Source organism: Kitasatospora cheerisanensis KCTC 2395 (genome assembly GCF_000696185.1).
GTDB classification, from domain to species: Bacteria; Actinomycetota; Actinomycetes; order Streptomycetales; family Streptomycetaceae; genus Kitasatospora; species Kitasatospora cheerisanensis.
In genome coordinates this window covers 6,546,856-6,565,081 of record NZ_KK853997.1, presented here as the reverse complement: position 1 = coordinate 6,565,081, position 18,226 = coordinate 6,546,856, and the positions used below count along the sequence as shown (strand labels likewise).

Below are 18,226 nucleotides of genomic sequence, written 5' to 3'. Positions count from 1 at the left end.
CAGGTCCCACTCGCTGCTGGGGAACCCACACGGCCGGCGGCGGCAGACAGCCCCGCGCGCCCCGCCCGCCGACCGCCCCACTCTTGATGCCCCGTCAGATTCCAGTCGCCGCCGGGCCACCTTCATCGGCCAACAGCAGACAGCCCGCCGACCACTGACCGCCGACCGCCCGAACCTGGATGCCGCGTCAGGTCCCGCTCGTCACCGGGGCACCCTCACGGGCCGGCAGCAAGCAGCCCGCCATGCGCCGCCCATCGCCCGCCGGAACCGATCGACCGACTCCTGATGTCGCGTCAGTTCGGGTTCGCCGCCGGGGCGCTCTCGCGGGTCAGCAGCAGCGACAGCACCGCTGCCAGCGCGCAGCCCGCCATGCCGACGAACATCGGCACCGCGGTGTGCTCCCCGCCCAGGCCGACCAGTGGCGCGACCGCCGCGCCGAAGGCGCTCTGCAGCGCGCCGAGGACGGCGGAGCCGGTGCCCGCGGCGTGCGGCACCCGCCCGACGGCGAGTGCGGTCGCCGTGCCGAAGACCTGGCCGAGACCGAGGAACCCCAAAAAGATCAGCGACAGCGCCGGCACCCGGTCCAGCCGCCCGGCCAGCGCGAGCGCCAGCGCGGCGAAGGTCGCCACCAGCAGCACGGTCAGGCCGATCCGCAGCAGGCGCTCGGGGGTGTGCCGGCCGACCAGCCGGGCCCCGACCGCGCTCGACACCGCGGCGGCCAGGGCACCGGCCGAGAACGCCAGCGACGCCCCGCCGACCCCGAACCCGAGCACGTTCTGCAGCAGGAACGGCGATCCGGCGATGTAGCAGTACACCGCGCCGCAGCCGAACGTGAACGCGAAGGTGTACCCGAGGTAGACCCGGTCGGTGAGCACGGACCGGGCCGCCCGGGCGGTCGCCGCCGGGTCGCCGGCCCGCCGCCGCTCCGCCGGGAGGCTCTCCGGAAGGAAGGTCAGCGCGGCCAGGAACATCACCGCCGAGACGGCCGCCAGCACCCAGAACACTCCCCGCCAGCCGCCCGCCCCGCCCACCACGACGCCGCCGGCCAGCGGCGCGAGGACGGGCGCGATGCCGCCGAGCGCCATCAGCACGCCGAACAGCCTGGCCGCGACGACTCCTGACGCCAGGTCGGCGACCACGGCGCGCCCCACGACCAGACCGGCCGCGCCGGAGAACCCGGCCACGAAGCGCACCACGACCAGCACGGGAAGGCTCGGCGCGACCGCGCACAGCGCCGTCGCCACCGTGCACACCGCGGCCCCGACCAGGATCGGTCCGCGCCGCCCGAACCGGTCGGACAGCGGCCCGAGCACCAACTGCCCCGCCCCCGAGCCGATCAGGAACGCGGTGAGCGTGGACTGCACCCCGGAGGCGGTGGTGCCCAGCTCCTCGATCATCCGGGGGAACGCCGGGAGGTACATGTCCGTGGCGAGCGGCATCAGGAACGACAGCAGGGCGAGCGTCGCGGTGAGCGTCACGGCAGGCGCGGCCTGCGCGTTCGGCACCCGCGCCCGGGACAGGGTCGACATCCGTACTCCTGGACGGTCGGAGGATTCGGCGACAGGCGCACTCCATGTATAGAGGTATAGCTATAGGTATTGCTAGGGTCACGCCATGACTTCTTCGACCGACGCGGACGACGACCCGGCCCTGCTGCGCGAGGCGCGGGCCCTCACCCCCGCCCTGTACGCGCTCGGCCGCGTCCTGCGACTGCGCGGCCCCGGCGAGGCCGGACTGACCCCCCTCGCCCCGTCCGACCTGGAAGTCCTGCGCCACGTCCTGGACTCGCCGGGCGTCGGCGTCAAGACCGTCGCCCGGGAACTCGGCCTGCACGCCAGCAACGTGAGCACCACCGTGCGCGGACTCGTCGCCCAGGGCCTGGTCCGCCGCGAGCCCGACCCCCACGACCGCCGCGCCGTCCAACTGCACCCCACCGCCGGCGCCGTCCACGGCATGGCCCTGGTCGAACAGGCCTGGACGGAGATCTTCGCCGACTCCCTGGCCGCCCTCTCCCCCGCCCACCGCACCACCCTCAAGGACGCCGCCCCGGCCCTCCAGGCCCTCGCCAAGGCCCTCCGCGAACAGCCCCGCTGACCGTCCTCCCGGAAACGACCGTGCCCGCCGCTGCGCGAACTCGCACAACGACGGGCACGAAGGGCACCACTGGTGGAATGTCAGCCCCGGACGGCCGCCACCGCGGCCCCCAGCGCCTCCTTGATCCGCGGCCCGAGCCGGGCGAACCCGAGCTCCTTCATCGCCGCCCGCAGCAACTCGTCGTCACTCCGCACCGTCCCGTCCGCGTCGAACCACGCCACCAACGCGACCAGTTCCTCCGCGGAGTACCCGGTGATCGGCTTCCCAGGCGTCAACTCCGGCTTCACCGGCCCCGCAACGGTCTCGCCGACGGCCTCAACGACAGGCTCGGGCACGACGACCGGCTCGACCTCAACCTCGACGACAGGCTCGACGACGGCCTCAACCACCGGCTCGGCCTCGGTCTCAACAATCGGCTCCGCCTCAGGCTCAACCTCCGCCTCTGCGACGGCTTCCACCACCGACTCCGGCTCGGTGACCGGCTCAGCGACTGCTTCGGTCTCCGGCTCGGCCTCAACCACCGGCGCCACAACCTCAGCCGCTTCCTCGGCGACGGCCTCCGCGACCGGCTCGGCCTCGGGCTCAACCTCCGCCGCCACGACCGGCTCCGCCTCACCCTCGGCAGCAGCCTCCTCCGTGACAACCTCGACCGGAGCCTCGACAACGGGCTCAACCTCGGCCGCCGCCTCCGCGACCGGCTCGGCCTCAGGCTCAACCGCCGCCTCGGCCACGGCCTCTACCACCGGCTCAGCCTCAACGACCGGCTCGGTCTCGGCAACGGGCTCAGCCTCCGCCTCGACCTCAACGACCGGCTCGGCCTCAACCTCAGCCGCCACCTCGGCAACCGGCTCGACCACAGGCTCAACCTCCGCCTCGGCCTCAACAACCGGCTCCGTCTCAGCAACCGGCTGCGCCTCGGCAACAGGCTCAGCCTCCGCCTCGGCCGCAGCCTCAACAACCGGCTCGGCCTCAACCTCCGTCACCTCGGCAACCGGCTCGACCACAGGCTCAACCTCCGCCTCGGCCTCAACCTCCGTCATCTCGGCAACCGGCTCGACCTCAGGCTCGACGTCCGCCTCGGCCTCAACAACCGGCTCCGCCTCAACCTCGGCAGCAGCCTCGACAACCGGCTCGGTCTCGGGCTCGACCGCCACCTCGACGGCAGCCTCCTCCGCGACCTCCTCGACCGCAGCCTCCTCAACTGCGACCTCCGCAGCCTCCTCGACCGCAGCCTCGTCGACCGCGGTCTCGGTCTCCCCGGCCGTCTCGTCCGTCGCCTGGCGCGGCCCTGCGGCGAGGGCGGCGCGGGCGGACTGGTGACGGTCGTAGGCGGCGAGCGCAGCGTCCTTGTCGGCTTGACGCTCCGTCAGCTCCTCCAGCAGCTCCGTCAGCCCCTGTTCGGCGAGTTCGAGGCGCAGCTGGCGGAGGGCGGAGAGCCGGTAGAGGGTGCCTTCGTCGGCGGCCAACCGGTCGACGAGGTCGGCGAGTTCGCCGAGCGGCAGGGAGTCGAGGGCGCGCTCGGGGAGGAGTCGGGCGAGCGAGCGGACGGCGTCGGCCAGCGATTCGACGACGTTCGCGGTCTCGGTGAGGAGGGCCCCGTCCACGGGCACGGACGGCCGGGTGGTGCCGGCGACGTCGGCGGCGAGGGCGGTCCAGTCGCGGTGGGCGGCGGCCGCGGCGACCAGCGCGGCGTGGAGCTCGGCGCGGCCGGGTGCGCGGGTGCCGGCGGAGGCGAGCGCGCGGGCCTGGCCGCGCAGCACGCGGCGGCGGTTCCAGCCGAGCTTGACGCCCTGTTCCTTGCGGTAGGTGCTGGTGCCGGTGGCGGCGGCGAGCTGGTGCAGGTCGTGGTCGTAGACCTCGGCGCGCAGGGTGGCGGAGGTGGCGTGGACGCGCTGGAGCAGGTCGAGCAGGGTGGTGAGGCCGCCGAGGGTGTCGGGGATGCGCAGGCCGGCCTTGTCGGCGATGGCGTTGGCGGCCTTGCCGACGGCGCGGGTGTCGCGGCTGCGGAGTTCGGCGAGGACGGTGGACGCGGCGCGGGCGTCCTCGGGTCCGTTGAGGGTCTCGGCGGCTTCCAGCCAGGGGTTGGTCTCGTGGTTGAGTGTGAAGCCGCCCTGGTCGGCGAACCGGCCGAGCTCCTCACGGGTGCTCTGGCGGGTCTCGCCGTCCGTCGCGGACGCGGTCTCGGACGCGGCGTCGTCGGCGTCGTTCAGGGTGCGCACTGTCATGTGAAGTCCGGTTCGTGGCGTGGTGGCGGGCAGGGGGGCGGGTGGGGTGGTTGCGGCGGCGGTGGCGTCGCGGGAGGCCAGAATACGGGTGCGCGTTCGACGCTTGCACGCACCTGACCCCGTGAATTGCCGGGCCGCGCTGGACCGGTGGCGTCGGGCCGGGGCCCGTCCGCGTGGTCCGTACGGTAGGGAGCGGCACCGACAGTACGCCTTTCCGGGGTGGGTGGCGGGAGTTGGGGCGGTTCACGGGCGGGCTCCGGCGGGGGCGGGGAGGAGTCGGCGCAGCTCGTCGAGGCCGACGGGGTGGTGGAAGTCGCGCAGCGGGGTGCGGTGCCACCAGGCGCCGGTGTCGCGGAGTTCGGGGCCGGTGGTGAAGCGGTAGCGGTAGAGGCGGGCCCGGACGAGTGCGGGCGGGGTGCCGGGGAACGGGTTGTGGCGCAGCAGGCGCAGGGTGTCGGGGTCGTTGACGAGGAGTCGGGCGAGCAGCGGCAGGAACCAGGGGTGGGCGTAGGAGGGGGAGATCGCGGCGAACCACATCAGCCAGTCGAGGCGCAGGTGGTAGGGCGCGAACTGGCGTGGCAGCCGCCGGGGTTCGCCGGGTTTGCCGTGGAAGCCGTACTCCCGCCAGCCGTGCCGTCCCTCGGGGTCGCGGGTGCCTTCGAGGACGATCTCGTGGCGGATCCGGTTGACGGAGCCGAACGCGCCGTAGGTGTTGACGAGGTGGAGCGGGTCGTAGGAGCGGTTCATCTGCTGCCGGGGGGACAGCAGGTTGCGCACGGGCCGCCAGGAGCGGACCAGGACGAGCAGGGCGTAGAGGGCCACCACCGTTTGGTACCAGACGGGTTGCGCGGGGTAGTGCGGGTCGGGGGCGATCGGCAGGACGCGGCGCAGGGTGCCGGTGTCGAGGGCGGCGCAGGCGAGGGCGACGGTGAGCCAGTTCAGCCAGGCGAAGTTGCCGGAGGCGATCAGCCAGAGCTGGGTGGCGATCATCAGCAGGGCGGCGTCGGAGGCGATCGGCTGGGGCAGGAACAGGCCGAAGGGGACGACGAGTTGGACGAAGTGGTTGGCGGCGGCCTCGGCCTTGTGCAGCGGCTTGGGCAGGTGGTGGAAGTACCAGCTGAGCGGGCCGGGCATGGGCTGGGTCTCGTGGTGGTGGTAGAGGCAGGTGAGGTTGCGCCAGCAGGCGTCGCCGCGCCATTTGATGAGTCCGGCGCCGAATTCGACCCGGAACAGCAGCCAGCGCAGCAGCCACATGCCGAGGACGGGCGGGGCGGTGCCGGCGTTGCCGAGCAGGACGGCGAGGGCGCCGGCTTCCAGGAGCAGGGATTCCCACCCGAAGGCGTACCAGGTCTGTCCGACGTTGACGATCGACAGGTAGAGCGCCCAGAGGAGGGCCCACAGGGCCATCGCGGCGCCGAGCGGGACGTGGTTCGCCAGGCCGGCGAGCAGCGCGGCGGCGAGGACGGCGCCGGTCCGGGCGACGGTGGCGTAGAGGCGGTCGCTGTAGTGCCAGTGGAACAGGCTGGGGGCGCGGCGGGCGGGGACGCGGGCGACGAAGCGCGGGATCGGGAGCAGGCCGCGGCTGCCGAGCAGGGCGCGGAACTGGCGGGCGGCGGCGAGGAATCCGCACAGGTAGACGAGGGCGAGCAGGCGCAGGAACAGCTCGCGGGCGAGTCGGTACTCGGGGGCGGCGAACCATGCCATCCGGCCGCTCCTCGGGTCGGCTGTGCTCGGGCCGCCCCCATGCCTACCACTCGGGGCCGGGGCGGTGGGGCCGGTTGGGGGTGCGGTGGTGCGCCGGTTCATCCGGTCGGCCCTGTCCGGCGTGCGCGGGGCGGGGTTCGCGCGTATCGGCTGCCGGAACTCCCTGCCGGTGGCGGACGGAGTGTGGTGTCATTCCGCCGAACCATCGTCAGGAGCAAGTGAAGGAGACGCACATGTCCGCAACCTCTCCGCAGTCCGCCGCCGACCCCGACTGTTCACCCGCGCCCGGCTCCCCGGGCGCCCGCCCGGCCGGGTTGGGCGCGGCGGTCTGGGCGGCGCTCGGCATCGTGTACGTGGTGTGGGGGTCGACCTATCTGGCGATCCGGGTGGTGGTGGAGACCATGCCGCCGCTGCTCTCGGGCGCGCTGCGGTTCGTCGCGGCGGCGGCGCTGCTGGCGGTGGGGCTGGCGGCCCGCCGCGGGATACGCACGCTGCGGGTGACGTGGCGTCAGTTCGCCTCCGCCGCCCTGGTGGGCGTGCTGCTGCTGGTCGGCGGCAACGGCATGGTGGTGCTGGCGGAGCGCACCGTGCCGTCGGGGCTGGCGGCGCTGATGGTGGCGAGCGTGCCGCTGTGGGTGGTACTGCTGCGGCGGGCGTTCGGCACCAGGACCGGGCCGGCCACGCTGGCTGGCGTTCTGGTGGGCCTGGTCGGCCTGGCGGTGCTGACCGCGCCGGGCCTGACCGGCGAGGTGGAGCTGTCCGGGATGCTGCTGGTGGTGGCCGCCGCGGTGGTGTGGGCGCTCGGCTCGGTGCTGGCGGGGCGGCTGCCGATGCCGGCCGACTCGTTCGTGGCGAGCGTGTACGAGATGCTCGCGGGCGGGGTGGGCGCGCTCGCGCTGTCCTTCCTGCGGGGCGAGCCGGCCGGCTTCCACCCGGCGGAGGTGTCCACCGCGTCCTGGGTGGGGCTGGCGTACCTGGTGCTGTTCGGCTCCATCGTCGCCTTCACGTCTTATGCCTGGCTGTTGCAGCGCGCACCGCTGCCGCTGGTCGCCACCTACGCGTACGTGAATCCGGTGGTGGCGGTGTTCCTCGGCTGGCTGATCCTCTCCGAGTCGCTGACCTGGCCGATCATGCTCGGCGGCGCGATCGTGGTCGGCGGCGTGTTCCTGGTGGCGCGCAACGAGCGCTGACCGCAATCCGGGCGGACCTCCCGACTTGCATTCAAGAAGGTAACGACTTGGTTCTATCCCCCTGACCAATGATTTACTTCTTGACGACACATGATGGGTGGGCTTGACTCCCCTTCACCTCGCCGCAGGGACGCGGCGCTGTCAGGGAGGCACCACCCACCATGAATTCGATGACGCGTCGACTCGTCATCGGCACCGCCGCCGTGTCGATGACGATGTCGCTCGCCGCCTGCGGGGACGACAACTCCGCGTCGGCCTCGGGCAATCAGGCGATCGGCCTGCTGCTGCCCGAACGCGCTTCGTCCACCCGGTACGAGGCGTTCGACAAGCCGCTGATCGAGGCCGCCGTCACCGGCCAGTGCACGAAGTGCAGCATCGACTACGCGAACGCCGACGGGGACGAGAAGACCCAGAAGCAGCAGTTCGACGCGCTGCTCGCCCGCAAGGTCAAGGTGATCCTGCTCGACCCGGTGAACGCCGCCGTCACCGCGCCGTGGGTGGACGAGGCCGCGAAGAAGGGCACCAAGGTCATCGCGTACGACCGGCTGGCCGCCGGCAAGGTCGCCGCGTACATCTCCTTCGACAACCAGCGCACCGGCGAACTCCAGGGCCAGGGGCTGCTGGAGGCCCTCGGGCCCAAGGCCTCGAACGCCGAGATCGTGATGATCAACGGTGCGGAGACCGACCCGAACGCGGCCGACTTCAAGACCGGCGCGCACCGGGCGCTGGACGGCAAGGTCAAGCGGATCGCCTACGAGCAGTCCGGCGAGTGGAAGCCCGAGGTGGCCGCCGCCAAGGTCAACGAGGCGATCAGCAAGCTGGGCAAGAACGGCTTCCAGGCCGTCTACTCCGCCAACGACGGCATGGCCGGCGCGATCATCGACGCCCTGCACAAGGCCGGCCGCACCGACGTGCCGGTCGGCGGCCAGGACGCCTCACTGGACGCCGTCCGACGGATCCTCACCGGCGAGCAGGCGTACACCATTTACAAGCCGTACCAGCCGGAGGCGGAGGCCGCCGCCAACATGGCCGTCTACCTGGTCAAGGGCATCGACGTCACCTCGGTGGCCTCCACGATCACCGATTCGGGCGACAACCAGATCCCCTCGATGCTGCTCAGCCCGGTCGTCGTCACCAAGGCCAAGGTCGCCGAGACCGTCGTCGCGGCCGGCCTCTACAAGGCCGAGGAGATCTGCAGCCCGCAGTTCGCCGCGGCCTGCCGGGCCGCGAACATCCCCGGCTCCTACTGACCGGGACGGGCCGCGCCGCGCCCTGTGCGGGGGCGACGAGCGCGGCCCGCTCCCCCTGGTCCGCGCCGGGTCGGCTCCGCAGGGTGGCCGGGAGATCACAGGACGGCGGCGAACCGGTGGCCCGGTACCCAAGCGTCCGCTCCGCGTGGTCCACTGGGCACCTTGCCGAGCGAGGGGAGCGTGCGACATGACCGAGAACCTGACCCTGGACCTTGACCTGCAGACCGACTACTTCCGGGCCGCCGACGCGGCGGCCGTGCAGAAGGTGATGGCCGCCAAGGACGGGAAGCCCGCCGAGGCCTTCGAGTCGGTGCGGGCCAAGCGGATCGACCCGACCACCGTGCTGCGCCGCCTGGTCGCCGCCGTGGAGACCAAGGAGTTCGAGGCCGGCGGCGCACCCGACCACTCGGTGTGGCCGACCGGACCGCAGCCCTGGCCGACGGCCGGGGACGAGGGCGAGGTCACCGCGGTCGACCAGGAGGACCCGTGGATGACCGGGCCCTGGGTGGTCGAACTCTCCGACGAGACCCGTGACACCCTCGCCCTGATCGACCGCAAGCGGCTGCCCGAACTCGCCGCCCGCTGGGTCCGCGCCGAGGAGCTCCGCCCGCTCCCCACCGCCGAACTCGTCCAGCTGATCCACCGCCTGGGCGTCCTCGCCCGCCGCGCCAAGAAGGCCGACCAGCACCTCTACTGCTGCCTCTCCGGCTGACCCTTCCGCCTCCCGGACGCCGCCGCCGTCCGCACCGCCCCGGCGGCGGCCCCGTGCCCCGCGCCCGACCGGCCGCCGCCCTCGAACCCGAACGGGCCGATCCGCTGACGCGCCGTCAGCCCGTCGCGGCGAACGCGGCGCGGACCGAGCGCTCGGCGCCCTCGCGCAGCCGCCGCTCGCCGAGTTCCGGCAGCAGGGCGGTGACGTGCTCGGCCGCCAGCGGCGCGAGCAGGGCGTGCGCGGTGTGCTCGGGGTCGGGCGTCCCCGCCAGCAGCACCGTCAGGTGGCGGTGCCAGAACCGGTACGCGCCGATCCGGTAGCGCGCGCCCGGCGCGGCCGTCTCCGACATCCGCACCAGTGCCAGGTGCGGCAGCAGGTGGTCCAGGTACGCCCCCACGAACGCGACCGCCCGTTCGTCCGCCGCGGCGCCCGGACCGAGCGGCGCCGGCCCGTGCAGGATCCCCTCCTGGAGTTCGCGCTCGCGGGCGTCCAGCAGCGCCACCGCCAGCCCCGACTTGTCGCCGAAGCGCCGGAACAGCGTGCCCTTGCCGACGCCCGCGGCCGTCGCCACCTGGTCCATCGACACCGCGTCCACCCCGTGCTCGGCGAACAGCCGGCCGGCCGCCGCCAGCACCGCCGCGCGGTTGCGGGCGGCGTCGGCACGCTCCTTGGGCGGCGGGGTCCGGAGGAGTTCCAGCGGCGTCGCCGTATCCGCCCTTGCCGAACCGGACTGCGGTCCGTTAATGTCCTGAGCCATAAGAGGACTGTAGTCCGAATCCCTTGGAGATGGTGACATGACCGCTCTCATCACCCGTGCCGACCTGTCGGCCGCGATCGACGCCGGCACCGTGACCGTCGTCGACACGCTGGCCGGCGAGTACTACGCCCGCCAGCACCTCCCCGGCGCGCTCGCGCTCCACCCGTCCGAGGTCGACAGCCGGGCCGCCGCCCTGCTCCCCGACCGCTCCGCCGCGATCGTCACCTACTGCTCCAACCCCGCCTGCGCCAACAGCGGACAGGTCGCGGACCGCCTCACCGCCCTCGGCTACACCGACGTCCGCAAGTACCGCGAGGGCATCCAGGACTGGATCGAGGCGGGCCTCCCCACCGAATCCGCGTGACCCGCACGGCCCGCCGGGAGCCGCTCAACTCCCGGCGGGCCGCGCCGCACTGCCCGCGCGCTGGGTGACGGCGATGCAGGCGACGACGGCCAGCGCGGTGGGGACGGCGGTGCCGGGCAGCGGTTCGGCGAGCAGCAGGACGGCCCAGCAGAGGGTCAACAGCGGCTGGGCGAGCTGGAGTTGGCTGGCCCGGGGAACACCGATCGCGGCCATGCCCCGGTACCAGACCACGAAGCCGCCGAACTGGGAGACCGCCCCGAGGTAGGCCAGGCCGGTGACGCTGTGCCAGGTCCAGTGGGCGGGTTCGGCGGCGAGGGCGAAGGCGCCGGTGGCGGCCATCACGGGGAGGGCGGCGACCAGGCTCCAGGCGATCACCTGCCAGCCGGGCATGGTGCGGGACAGCCGGCCGCCCTCCGCGTAGCCGACCGCGCAGATCAGCAGCGCGCCGAGCAGGTAGAGGTCTGCGGTGCCCAGGCCCGCGCCGTGGCTCTGCTGGACGGTGAAGGCCAGCACCGCGGCCGCCCCGACCGACGCGGCGAGCCAGAACGCCCGCGGCGGACGCGAGCCGGCCCGCAGCGCGGCGACGGTCGCGGTGGCGAGCGGCAGCAGGCCGATCACGACGGCGGAGTGCGCGGTGGACGAGATCCGCAGCGCGAAGGTGGACAGGACGGGGAAGCCGATCACGCACCCGGCGACGACGGCCGCCAGGCCCGGCCACGCGGAGCGCGGCGGCACCTTGGCCCCGGACGCGAACAGGCAGACCGCGGCGAGCAGTCCGGCCAGCACGCCGCGCAGGCCGGTGAGCGTCCACGGGCCGAGGCCGTGCAGCGCCCAGTTGGTCGCGGGGAAGGTGAAGGAGAAGCAGAGCGTCCCCAGGGCGGCCTGGACGGTGCCGCCGACCGCTACTGACGGAAGAGGGATAGCGCTATTCTGTGCTGACATGAACGACGGTAGCAGTCGCTCCGTGCTGATCGGAAGGCCTGTCAATGACCGTGCAGGAGCTGACGGACGCGCTGCGCAGCACCGTGTTGCGCTACTCGCCGGGGGAGCGGGTCCCGAGTAGCAGGGAGCTGGTGGAGCGCTACCGGGTCAGCCCGGTCTCGGTGTCCCGGGCGATCCGCGAGCTGGTCGCGGAGGGCGTGGTGGTGACGCGTCCGGGCGCGGGGGTGTTCCGGGCCGAGCCGCGGCCCGCGTCCGTCGCGCAGGGCGACTTCTCCTGGCAGGAGGTCGCGCTCAGCGCGGAGGCCGGTGCGCCGCCGGCCCGCACGGTGGACGCCTCCGGGGTGCTGGCGGCGCTCGCCCTGGCCCCGCCGGAGGTGATCGACCTGAACAGCGGCTACCCGCACCCGTCGCTGCTCCCGGAACGCGCGCTCGCCGGTGCGCTCTCCCGGGCGGCCCGCCGGCCCGGCGCGTGGGGCCGCCCGCCGCTGGAGGGCCTGCCGGAGCTGCGCGGCTGGTTCGCCCGCGAGATCGGCGGCGGCGTCACCGCGGCCGAGGTGCTGATCACGGCCGGCGGCCAGAGTGCGCTGACCACGGCGCTGCGCTCGCTGGCCCCGCCCGGCGCGCCGGTCCTGGTCGAATCCCCCACCTATCCGGGCCTGTTGGCGATCGCCCGGGCCGCCGGGCTGCGTCCGGTGCCCGTCCCGGCGGACCAGGACGGGGTCCGGCCGGAGCGGCTCGCGGAGGCGTTCGCGGCCACCGGCGCCCGGCTGTTCGTCTGCCAGCCGCTGTTCCAGAACCCGACCGGCGCGGTGCTCGGCGCCGAGCGGCGGCGGGCCGTGCTGGCCGCCGCGAAGCGGGCCGGGGCCTTCGTGGTGGAGGACGACTTCGCCCGGCTGCTCGCCCACGCCGACGCCCCCGAGCTCCCGCCGCCGCTCGCCGCCGACGACCCCGACGGCACCGTGGTCCACCTGCGCTCGCTCACCAAGGCGGCCGCCCCCAGCCTCCGGGTCGGCGCGCTGGTCGCCCGCGGCCCGGCCCTGGCCCGGCTCCGCGCCGTCCAGGCAGTGGACTCCTTCTTCGTCCCGCGCCCCCTCCAGGAAGCCGCCCTGGAACTCGTCACCTCCCCGGACTGGCCGCGCCACCTGCGCACCCTGGCCCGCGAGCTGACGGACCGCCGGCAGCTCTTCGCCGCCGCCCTGGCCCACCGCGCCCCGGAACTCCTGCCCGACCGCCTCCCGTACGGCGGCTTCCACCTCTGGCTCCCGCTGCCCGGCACGGTCGACCCCGGCGCCTTCACCTCGGCCGCCCTGCGGCACGGCGTCGCCGTCTCCCCCGGCCGCGGCTACTTCACCGCCGAACCCGCCCCCCGCACCCGCACCACCTTCGCCGCCGCCGAAACCCACGCCCAACTGACCGACGCCGCCCACCGCCTGGCCACCGCACTGGCCTCCCTGGCCTGAGAGCTTCCACGCCGGCAGGACGACGAGTCGGCAGAGCCTGAGCCGGCAGCCGGCCCCGACCGGCCTTGCCACCCTGCCCAGACCCGCACTCAACTCACCCGAGTGACAGACCAGTTGGCCGTCGCGCCCGCCTCAATGCGCCGAGAGCTTCGCCCGGTCTGCGGCGACGGCGTCCTCCCAGGGGTCCGTCGACGGGATGTCGGGGGCGGCCAGTTGGCGGACGGTGGTCCGGCAGCGGGATGCCGGCGAGGCCCCAGGTACGCCACCGGCCGAGCAGGACCCGCCAGCGCGTCCACCGGTTGAGCACCGGGATCCACCGGCCCGCCGTGGTCCGGCCCAGCCGGAACGGCCGGCTGCCGGGAGTGAGCGCCTCGGCACTGCGCCGGCACCGACGCACCCAGACCGCACCGACCGCGCAGCACACGACGGTGAACAGGAGGCAGCAGAACATCATCAGCGTTCGGATCGAGGACGACACCTGCCCGCTCACGACAGCGACCGCCCCGAGCTCGCAGAGCTCCTGGAGCGCGAGCGCCCACTGGAGGCCGAGCGCCGGCGCCGTCGGGTCGGCGGGTGCGGTCGGCCGGTCCGTCGGTGCTCCCCCCGACGGTGAAGGAAAGCCGCCGCAGGCCGGCCGGCCCGACGCGCCGTCAGTGCGCGAGTTCCAGCAGGGCTATGCCGGTGAGGACGGTGGCGCTGGCGGCCAGCCGCAGGGTGCCGAGGCGTTCGCGCAGGACGAGGGTGCCGATCAGGGCCGCGATGACGATGGAGGTCTCCCGGAGGGCGGCGATGGTGGGCAGGTCGCCGACGGTCTGGGCCCACACCACCAGGCCGTACGCGGTGAGGGACATCAGGCCGCCGGCCACCGACGCGGCGCGCCCCTCGCGCAGCGCGGGCAGCAGGGTGCGGCCCCGCACGGCGACCACGGCGGCGAGGACGGCCAGGCCCTGGAGGACGAACATCCAGGCGAGGTAGCCGCCGGTGGAGTTCGCGGCCCGCACCCCGTTCCCGTCCACCACGGTGTAGCAGGCGATCAGGACGCCGGTGCCGAGCGCGGCGGCCAGCGCCGGGAGCTGCTCGCGTCGCGGCCACCCGCCGGCCAGGGCCAGCCCGGCCAGGCCGAGCGAGATCACGACGACGGCGACGGCCTGCCCGGCCGGCACCGGGTGGTGCAGCACGGTCGCGGCGAGCAGCGCGACCACCGCCGGGGAGGTGCCACGGGCGATCGGGTACATCTGGCCGAAGTCGCCGAGCCGGTAGGCCCGGGCCAGCAGCAATTGGTAGCCGACCTGCAGCGCGGTCGAGGCCAGCAGGTACGGCAGGGCGCGGGCCCCGGGCAGCGGCACGAACAGCGCGGACACCGCGCCGAAGGCCACGAACACCAGGTTCATCAGCGCCACGCCGGCCAGCCGGTCGCGCACCCCGTGCACCAGCGCGTTCCACACCGCGTGCAGCAGCGCGGCGGCCAACACCACGACCGGGACGGCGTCCTGGCTCACCCGAATCTCCCTCCGACGGCTCCCCGTCCGTCAACCCACCGACCGCTGCCGGCCGGCTGCGGCCCTCGGCCGACCGGCCACCGGCCCGCCGACTTGTACAGACAACTTAGCGCGCACCGGCAGGCTGCCGACAGCTGCCCCGCCCGTCGCCGCTCCGGTGGCCCGGGCCGCCCGGGCGGGGCGAGACTGGACGGGTGCCCGAACTCCCCGAAGTACAGGCGCTCGCCGAGCGGATGACCGCCGCCTGCGCCGGACGCGTCCTGGACCGTGTGGACGTGCTGTCGATCCAGGCGTTGAAGACCTTCGACCCGCCGGTGCAGGCGCTCACCGGACGGGCCGTCAGCGGCGTGTCCCGGCACGGCAAGTTCCTCGACCTGGCCACCGACGGCGGCCCGCACCTGGTGGTGCACCTGGCCCGGGCCGGCTGGGTGCACCGGCGCGCGTCCTTCCCGGCCAAGCCGCCGAGCCGACGCGGGCCGCTCGCGCTGCGGCTCGTGCTGGACGACGGCAGCGGCTTCGACCTCACCGAGCAGGGCACCACCAAGCGCCTCGCCGCCCACGTGGTGACGGACCCTCAGCAGGTGCCCGGCATCGCCCGCCTCGGCGTGGACGCGCTGGCCGCCACCCCGGAGCAGCTCGCCGCGCTCGCCGCCGGGGCCAAGCAGCGGCTGAAGACCTTCCTCACCGACCAGACCGTGCTTGCCGGGATCGGCAACGCGTACTCCGACGAGATCCTGCACACCGCGAAGCTCTCCCCGTACGCGCTGGCCGCCTCCCTGGACGCGGAGCGGCTGGAGCGACTGCACACGGCGATCCGACAGGAACTGGGCGGCGCGCTGGAGCAGTTGCGGGCGGCGCCGGCCGAGGGGCTGAAGTCGGAGAAGAAGGCCAACCTGGCGGTGCACGGCCGGGCCGGCGAGAGCTGCCCCGTCTGCGGGGACACGGTGCGCTCGGTGAACTTCGCGGACTCCTCGCTGCAGTACTGTCCGACCTGCCAGACCGGTGGGCGGGTGCTGGCCGACCGGCGCCTGTCCCGGCTGCTCAAGTAGCGGTCCGGCCGCCCACCCGGGGTTCGATTTGCTCGAATATGCGCGAATATCGCTATGATCAAGCAGCTTCGAACAGCCAGTCGAGTTTCCTGGGGGCGTCCGTCGTGATCCTCACCGTCACACCCAATCCGGCGCTGGACGTCACCTACACCGTTCCCTGCTTCCGCCCGCACACCAGCCACCGGGTCACCGGCGTCGCCACCCAGGCCGGCGGCAAGGGCGTCAACGTGGCCCGGGTGCTGACCGCGCTGGGCCGCCCGGCCCGCTGCGTCCTGCCGCTCGGCGGCCCCACCGGTGACGCGGTCCGCACCGAACTCACCGCCGCCGGGCTCGACCACGCCCCCGTCCCGATCGCCGGGGACACCCGCCGCACCGTCGCCGTGATCGACCCCACCGACGCCACCATGCTCAACGAACCCGGCCCGGTGCTCGACCCCGCCGAGTGGGACGCCCTGGTCGCCGAGACCCGGCGCCACCTTCCGCAGGCCGCCGTGCTGGTCCTCTCCGGCAGCCTCCCGCCCGGCGCGCCCGTCGACGGATACGCCCAACTCGTCACCCTCGGACGCACGTTCGACATCCCCGTGGTGCTCGACGCGGACGGCCCCGCGCTGCTCGCCGCGCTGCCCGCCCGGCCCACCGTGATCAAGCCGAACGCTTCCGAACTCACCACCGCCACCGGCCTGCCCGACCCGCACGACGCCGCCCGCACCCTGCTGCGGCGCGGCGCCGAAGCCGTCCTCGCCTCGCTCGGCGCCGACGGCCTGCTCGCCGTCGACACCCACGGCGCCTGGCGCTGCGCCCCGCCGGCCGCCGTCACCGGCAACCCCACCGGCGCGGGCGACTCCACCGTCGCGGCGCTCGCCGCCGGCCTCTCCGGCAACGCCGGCTGGTCCGCGATCCTCCCCGACGCGGTCGCCCTCTCCGCCGCGACCGTCCTCCACCCCCGCGCCGGCCACTTCGACGACGCCGCCTACCGCCGCCTCCGCCACTCCCTCACCGCCTCCCGCGTGGGCGCGGTCTCCCCCTTCGCCTGGTAACTCCCGCCACCGGGACGGGCCTTCGAAAACCCGGTCGAACCCTCCCCCGGCCCGCCCGTACGCTGGCGGGCATGGCCCACGGGAAAACCTCGTACGTCTGCCTGCCCTGCCGGGCCTCCTACAAGCAGCGCTTTCTCGGCGACCACGAACGCCGCTGCCCGCGCTGCGCCGGGCCCCTGCTCCACGCGGGCTCGGCCTTCGCCGCGCCCCGCCGCCGCGACACGGCCGCCTGGCAGACCCTCACCCTCCTCCTCGGCGCGGGCGTCGGCTTCCACAAGAGCTGCTGCGGCGGCCCCGGTTACCGGCCGCGCTCCGTCGCCGAGGCCCGCGAGTGGCTGGCCTGCCGGGAGCGGACCCCCGCCCCGCTCGCCCGCCGCGCCGCCGAACGCTCCGCGGCAAGGAGCCGTCCGCCGAAGGTCGTCGACAGCAGGTGAACCCCGATGGCGGGGTTCGACGGGAGGCTGCGCGGTGGGTGTGGCGGTGCTGGGGGCAGTGGTGCTGGCCGGGGCGGCGGTGCAGCGGCTCTCCGGGGTCGGGTTCGCGTTGATCGCCGCGCCGGTGCTGGTGCTGCTGCTCGGGCCGGCGGACGGGGTGGGGCTGTCGAACTGCGCGTCGGGGGCGATCAGCGTGCTGGGCCTGGCCGCCGAGTGGCGCGGGGTCCGGCCGGGGCGAACGGTGCCGCTGGTGCTGGCCGCCGCCATCACCGTGCCGGTCGGGGCGCGACTGGCGGCGACGGCGCCCGAGGCGGTGCTGCTGGTGGCGATCGGCGCGGTGGTGAGCGTGGCGTCCGTGGTGGTGATGCTCGGGGTGCGCGCGGCCGCGCTGCGCGGGGTGCCCGGGGCGGTGGCGGCGGGCGCGGCCGGCGGGCTGTTGAACGCGGCGGCGGGCGTGGGCGGTCCGGCGGTGTCGCTGTACGCGGCGAACTGCGGCTGGTCGGCGCGGGAGTTCCTACCGAACGCCCAGCTCTTCGGGCTGGCCGTCAACGCGATGTCGCTCTCCGCGAAGGGCTTCCCGGCTCTCACCCACCCGCAATGGGCCGCCGCGGGCAGCGCCGTCGCGGCGGGCACAGCGGCCGGCCACCTGCTGTCCGGCCGCATCCCCGACCGCCCGCTCCGTCGACTGGTCCTCGCCCTGGCCCTGGCCGGCGGCCTGGTCACCCTGACCAAGGGCCTGACCGCCGGGTTCTGACCACCCGCAGCCCCGCCCGGGCGCTCTCGGAGGGGGCGGCCCGTGTGCCGCCAACTCCCCTGCTCTGCATGGGTTCGCGGCCGGTTCGGCCCGCCGTAGGCTGGTGGTGTGCGATCCACCGGGGCGGGGCAGCAGGGGGCGGCCGACTGGGAGCTTTCGACTCCCTCGTGGCGGCTGCCGGGTGTCGGCATGGCCGGGTTCCGGATACCGGCGGAGAACGGGATCGAGTTGGGCATCGTGCCGTTTCCGGCGGTGTCGATCGGGGTCGATCTCGGGGACGGGCCGATGACGGTGGACGACGGGGACCGCCGGCTGTCCGGGAGTTCGGTGATCGCATTGGGGGCGGACGGGCTGCGGGGCGGCGGTCGCGGCGTGGTGTGCCTGCAACTGCGGCTCTCACCGCTGGTCGCGCACGCCGTCCTCGGCGGCCTCTCGACCTCCGGCGCGGCGGCGGTCTCGCTCGCGGACCTGTGGGGGCGCGAGGCCGGCCGGCTGGAGGAACGGCTACGAGCGGCCCCGTCCTGGGAGTCCCGCTTCGCCCTGGTCGGTGCCGTGCTCACCCGCCGCCTTCGGGAGGGCCGCCCGACCGATCCGGAAGTGGCCTACGCCTGGCGGGAGTTGGTGCGGACGGGCGGCGCCGCCCGGGTGGACGCGCTGGCGGCCGAACCTCGTATAACTTCGTATAATGTATGCTATAACGAAGTTAATTACGCCGCGGACCAGGACGGGTCCGGCCGGAGCGGCTCGCGGAGGCG

The 18,226-nt window shown here is 74.4% G+C and carries 18 protein-coding genes; 12 read left to right on the top strand and 6 right to left on the bottom strand.

Translation table 11 applies throughout. The annotated features are described in order from the left end of the window. Positions 1-293 precede the first annotated feature (293 nt). Entirely contained in the window at positions 294-1,529 is a 1,236-nt protein-coding gene (locus KCH_RS29430) for a multidrug effflux MFS transporter (protein ID WP_035867967.1), read from the bottom strand. An 85-nt stretch (positions 1,530-1,614) separates the two neighbouring features. Between KCH_RS29430 and KCH_RS29425 the strand changes: the two genes are divergently transcribed. Continuing rightward, the gene (locus tag KCH_RS29425) at positions 1,615-2,094 is read left to right on the top strand and encodes a MarR family winged helix-turn-helix transcriptional regulator (protein ID WP_051653578.1); all 480 of its coding nucleotides are present in this window, start codon (positions 1,615-1,617) and stop codon (positions 2,092-2,094) included. An 80-nt stretch (positions 2,095-2,174) separates the two neighbouring features. Here KCH_RS29425 and KCH_RS37995 read toward each other — a convergent pair whose 3' ends face one another. Continuing rightward, positions 2,175-3,854: a hypothetical protein gene (locus KCH_RS37995; protein WP_157032244.1), complete on the bottom strand. Its 1,680-nt coding sequence runs from the start codon at positions 3,852-3,854 to the stop codon at positions 2,175-2,177. A 123-nt stretch (positions 3,855-3,977) separates the two neighbouring features. Between KCH_RS37995 and KCH_RS41780 the strand changes: the two genes are divergently transcribed. Next, positions 3,978-4,436 carry a hypothetical protein gene (locus tag KCH_RS41780; protein WP_157032243.1) on the top strand — a complete coding sequence of 153 codons (459 nt, stop codon included), beginning with the start codon at positions 3,978-3,980 and terminating at the stop codon, positions 4,434-4,436. Positions 4,437-4,562: 126 nt separating this feature from the next. Here the strand turns inward: KCH_RS41780 and KCH_RS29415 are convergent, their stop codons facing one another. Then, complete coding sequence (locus KCH_RS29415) at positions 4,563-6,023, bottom strand: lipase maturation factor family protein (RefSeq protein WP_035867965.1); 1,461 nt, start codon at positions 6,021-6,023, stop codon at positions 4,563-4,565. A gap of 233 nt (positions 6,024-6,256) precedes the next feature. Between KCH_RS29415 and KCH_RS29410 the strand changes: the two genes are divergently transcribed. From KCH_RS29410 to KCH_RS29400, 3 genes are all read left to right on the top strand, one after another. Continuing rightward, a complete protein-coding gene (locus KCH_RS29410; RefSeq protein ID WP_051653576.1) occupies positions 6,257-7,213 on the top strand; it encodes an EamA family transporter in 957 nt (318 codons plus the stop codon). Between the two features lie 161 nt (positions 7,214-7,374). Then, the gene (locus tag KCH_RS29405; RefSeq protein ID WP_035867963.1) at positions 7,375-8,463 is read left to right on the top strand and encodes a sugar ABC transporter substrate-binding protein; all 1,089 of its coding nucleotides are present in this window, start codon (positions 7,375-7,377) and stop codon (positions 8,461-8,463) included. A gap of 187 nt (positions 8,464-8,650) precedes the next feature. Beyond that, positions 8,651-9,175 carry a hypothetical protein gene (locus tag KCH_RS29400; protein ID WP_035867958.1) on the top strand — a complete coding sequence of 175 codons (525 nt, stop codon included), beginning with the start codon at positions 8,651-8,653 and terminating at the stop codon, positions 9,173-9,175. A 115-nt stretch (positions 9,176-9,290) separates the two neighbouring features. Here the strand turns inward: KCH_RS29400 and KCH_RS29395 are convergent, their stop codons facing one another. Further along, positions 9,291-9,932 carry a TetR/AcrR family transcriptional regulator gene (locus KCH_RS29395; protein ID WP_157032242.1) on the bottom strand — a complete coding sequence of 214 codons (642 nt, stop codon included), beginning with the start codon at positions 9,930-9,932 and terminating at the stop codon, positions 9,291-9,293. Between the two features lie 37 nt (positions 9,933-9,969). Between KCH_RS29395 and KCH_RS29390 the strand changes: the two genes are divergently transcribed. Then, positions 9,970-10,296 (top strand): rhodanese-like domain-containing protein, encoded by a 327-nt coding sequence (locus KCH_RS29390; protein WP_035867956.1) that lies wholly within the window; start codon positions 9,970-9,972, stop codon positions 10,294-10,296. Between the two features lie 24 nt (positions 10,297-10,320). On the opposite strand, the gene KCH_RS29385 is transcribed toward KCH_RS29390, so the two are convergent. Then, positions 10,321-11,238 (bottom strand): DMT family transporter, encoded by a 918-nt coding sequence (locus KCH_RS29385; RefSeq protein WP_084223991.1) that lies wholly within the window; start codon positions 11,236-11,238, stop codon positions 10,321-10,323. Between the two features lie 44 nt (positions 11,239-11,282). Here KCH_RS29385 and KCH_RS29380 point away from each other — a divergent pair, with 44 nt between their 5' ends. Further along, positions 11,283-12,698, top strand: a complete 1,416-nt coding sequence (locus tag KCH_RS29380; RefSeq protein ID WP_035867953.1) for an aminotransferase-like domain-containing protein — start codon at positions 11,283-11,285, stop codon at positions 12,696-12,698. 650 nt (positions 12,699-13,348) lie between these two features. On the opposite strand, the gene KCH_RS29375 is transcribed toward KCH_RS29380, so the two are convergent. After that, on the bottom strand, positions 13,349-14,197 hold the full coding sequence (locus KCH_RS29375; RefSeq protein ID WP_035867951.1) for a DMT family transporter: 849 nt from the start codon (positions 14,195-14,197) through the stop codon (positions 13,349-13,351). A 194-nt stretch (positions 14,198-14,391) separates the two neighbouring features. Here KCH_RS29375 and KCH_RS29370 point away from each other — a divergent pair, with 194 nt between their 5' ends. From KCH_RS29370 to KCH_RS42810, 5 genes are all read left to right on the top strand, one after another. Then, on the top strand, positions 14,392-15,246 hold the full coding sequence (locus KCH_RS29370) for an Fpg/Nei family DNA glycosylase (RefSeq protein WP_035867950.1): 855 nt from the start codon (positions 14,392-14,394) through the stop codon (positions 15,244-15,246). Positions 15,247-15,350: 104 nt separating this feature from the next. Continuing rightward, positions 15,351-16,283 (top strand): 1-phosphofructokinase family hexose kinase, encoded by a 933-nt coding sequence (locus tag KCH_RS29365; protein ID WP_035867949.1) that lies wholly within the window; start codon positions 15,351-15,353, stop codon positions 16,281-16,283. Between the two features lie 71 nt (positions 16,284-16,354). Next, positions 16,355-16,717 carry a hypothetical protein gene (locus KCH_RS29360; RefSeq protein WP_051653575.1) on the top strand — a complete coding sequence of 121 codons (363 nt, stop codon included), beginning with the start codon at positions 16,355-16,357 and terminating at the stop codon, positions 16,715-16,717. Positions 16,718-16,751: 34 nt separating this feature from the next. Beyond that, the gene (locus KCH_RS29355) at positions 16,752-17,471 is read left to right on the top strand and encodes a sulfite exporter TauE/SafE family protein (RefSeq protein ID WP_244305480.1); all 720 of its coding nucleotides are present in this window, start codon (positions 16,752-16,754) and stop codon (positions 17,469-17,471) included. A 108-nt stretch (positions 17,472-17,579) separates the two neighbouring features. After that, positions 17,580-18,226 (top strand): hypothetical protein (locus KCH_RS42810; protein WP_208865999.1); only part of this gene is annotated, 647 nt, incomplete at its 3' end.

What these genes read in the sequence shown, in the direction of transcription:
- KCH_RS29430 (WP_035867967.1), bottom strand. Translation starts at nt 1,529, where the DNA reads ATGTCGACCCTGTCCCGGGCGCGGGTGCCGAACGCGCAGGCCGCGCCT.
- KCH_RS29425 (WP_051653578.1), top strand. Translation starts at nt 1,615, where the DNA reads ATGACTTCTTCGACCGACGCGGACGACGACCCGGCCCTGCTGCGCGAG.
- KCH_RS29415 (WP_035867965.1), bottom strand. Translation starts at nt 6,023, where the DNA reads ATGGCATGGTTCGCCGCCCCCGAGTACCGACTCGCCCGCGAGCTGTTC.
- KCH_RS29410 (WP_051653576.1), top strand. Translation starts at nt 6,257, where the DNA reads ATGTCCGCAACCTCTCCGCAGTCCGCCGCCGACCCCGACTGTTCACCC.
- KCH_RS29405 (WP_035867963.1), top strand. Translation starts at nt 7,375, where the DNA reads ATGAATTCGATGACGCGTCGACTCGTCATCGGCACCGCCGCCGTGTCG.
- KCH_RS29400 (WP_035867958.1), top strand. Translation starts at nt 8,651, where the DNA reads ATGACCGAGAACCTGACCCTGGACCTTGACCTGCAGACCGACTACTTC.
- KCH_RS29395 (WP_157032242.1), bottom strand. Translation starts at nt 9,932, where the DNA reads ATGGCTCAGGACATTAACGGACCGCAGTCCGGTTCGGCAAGGGCGGAT.
- KCH_RS29390 (WP_035867956.1), top strand. Translation starts at nt 9,970, where the DNA reads ATGACCGCTCTCATCACCCGTGCCGACCTGTCGGCCGCGATCGACGCC.
- KCH_RS29385 (WP_084223991.1), bottom strand. Translation starts at nt 11,238, where the DNA reads ATGTCAGCACAGAATAGCGCTATCCCTCTTCCGTCAGTAGCGGTCGGC.
- KCH_RS29380 (WP_035867953.1), top strand. Translation starts at nt 11,283, where the DNA reads ATGACCGTGCAGGAGCTGACGGACGCGCTGCGCAGCACCGTGTTGCGC.
- KCH_RS29360 (WP_051653575.1), top strand. Translation starts at nt 16,355, where the DNA reads ATGGCCCACGGGAAAACCTCGTACGTCTGCCTGCCCTGCCGGGCCTCC.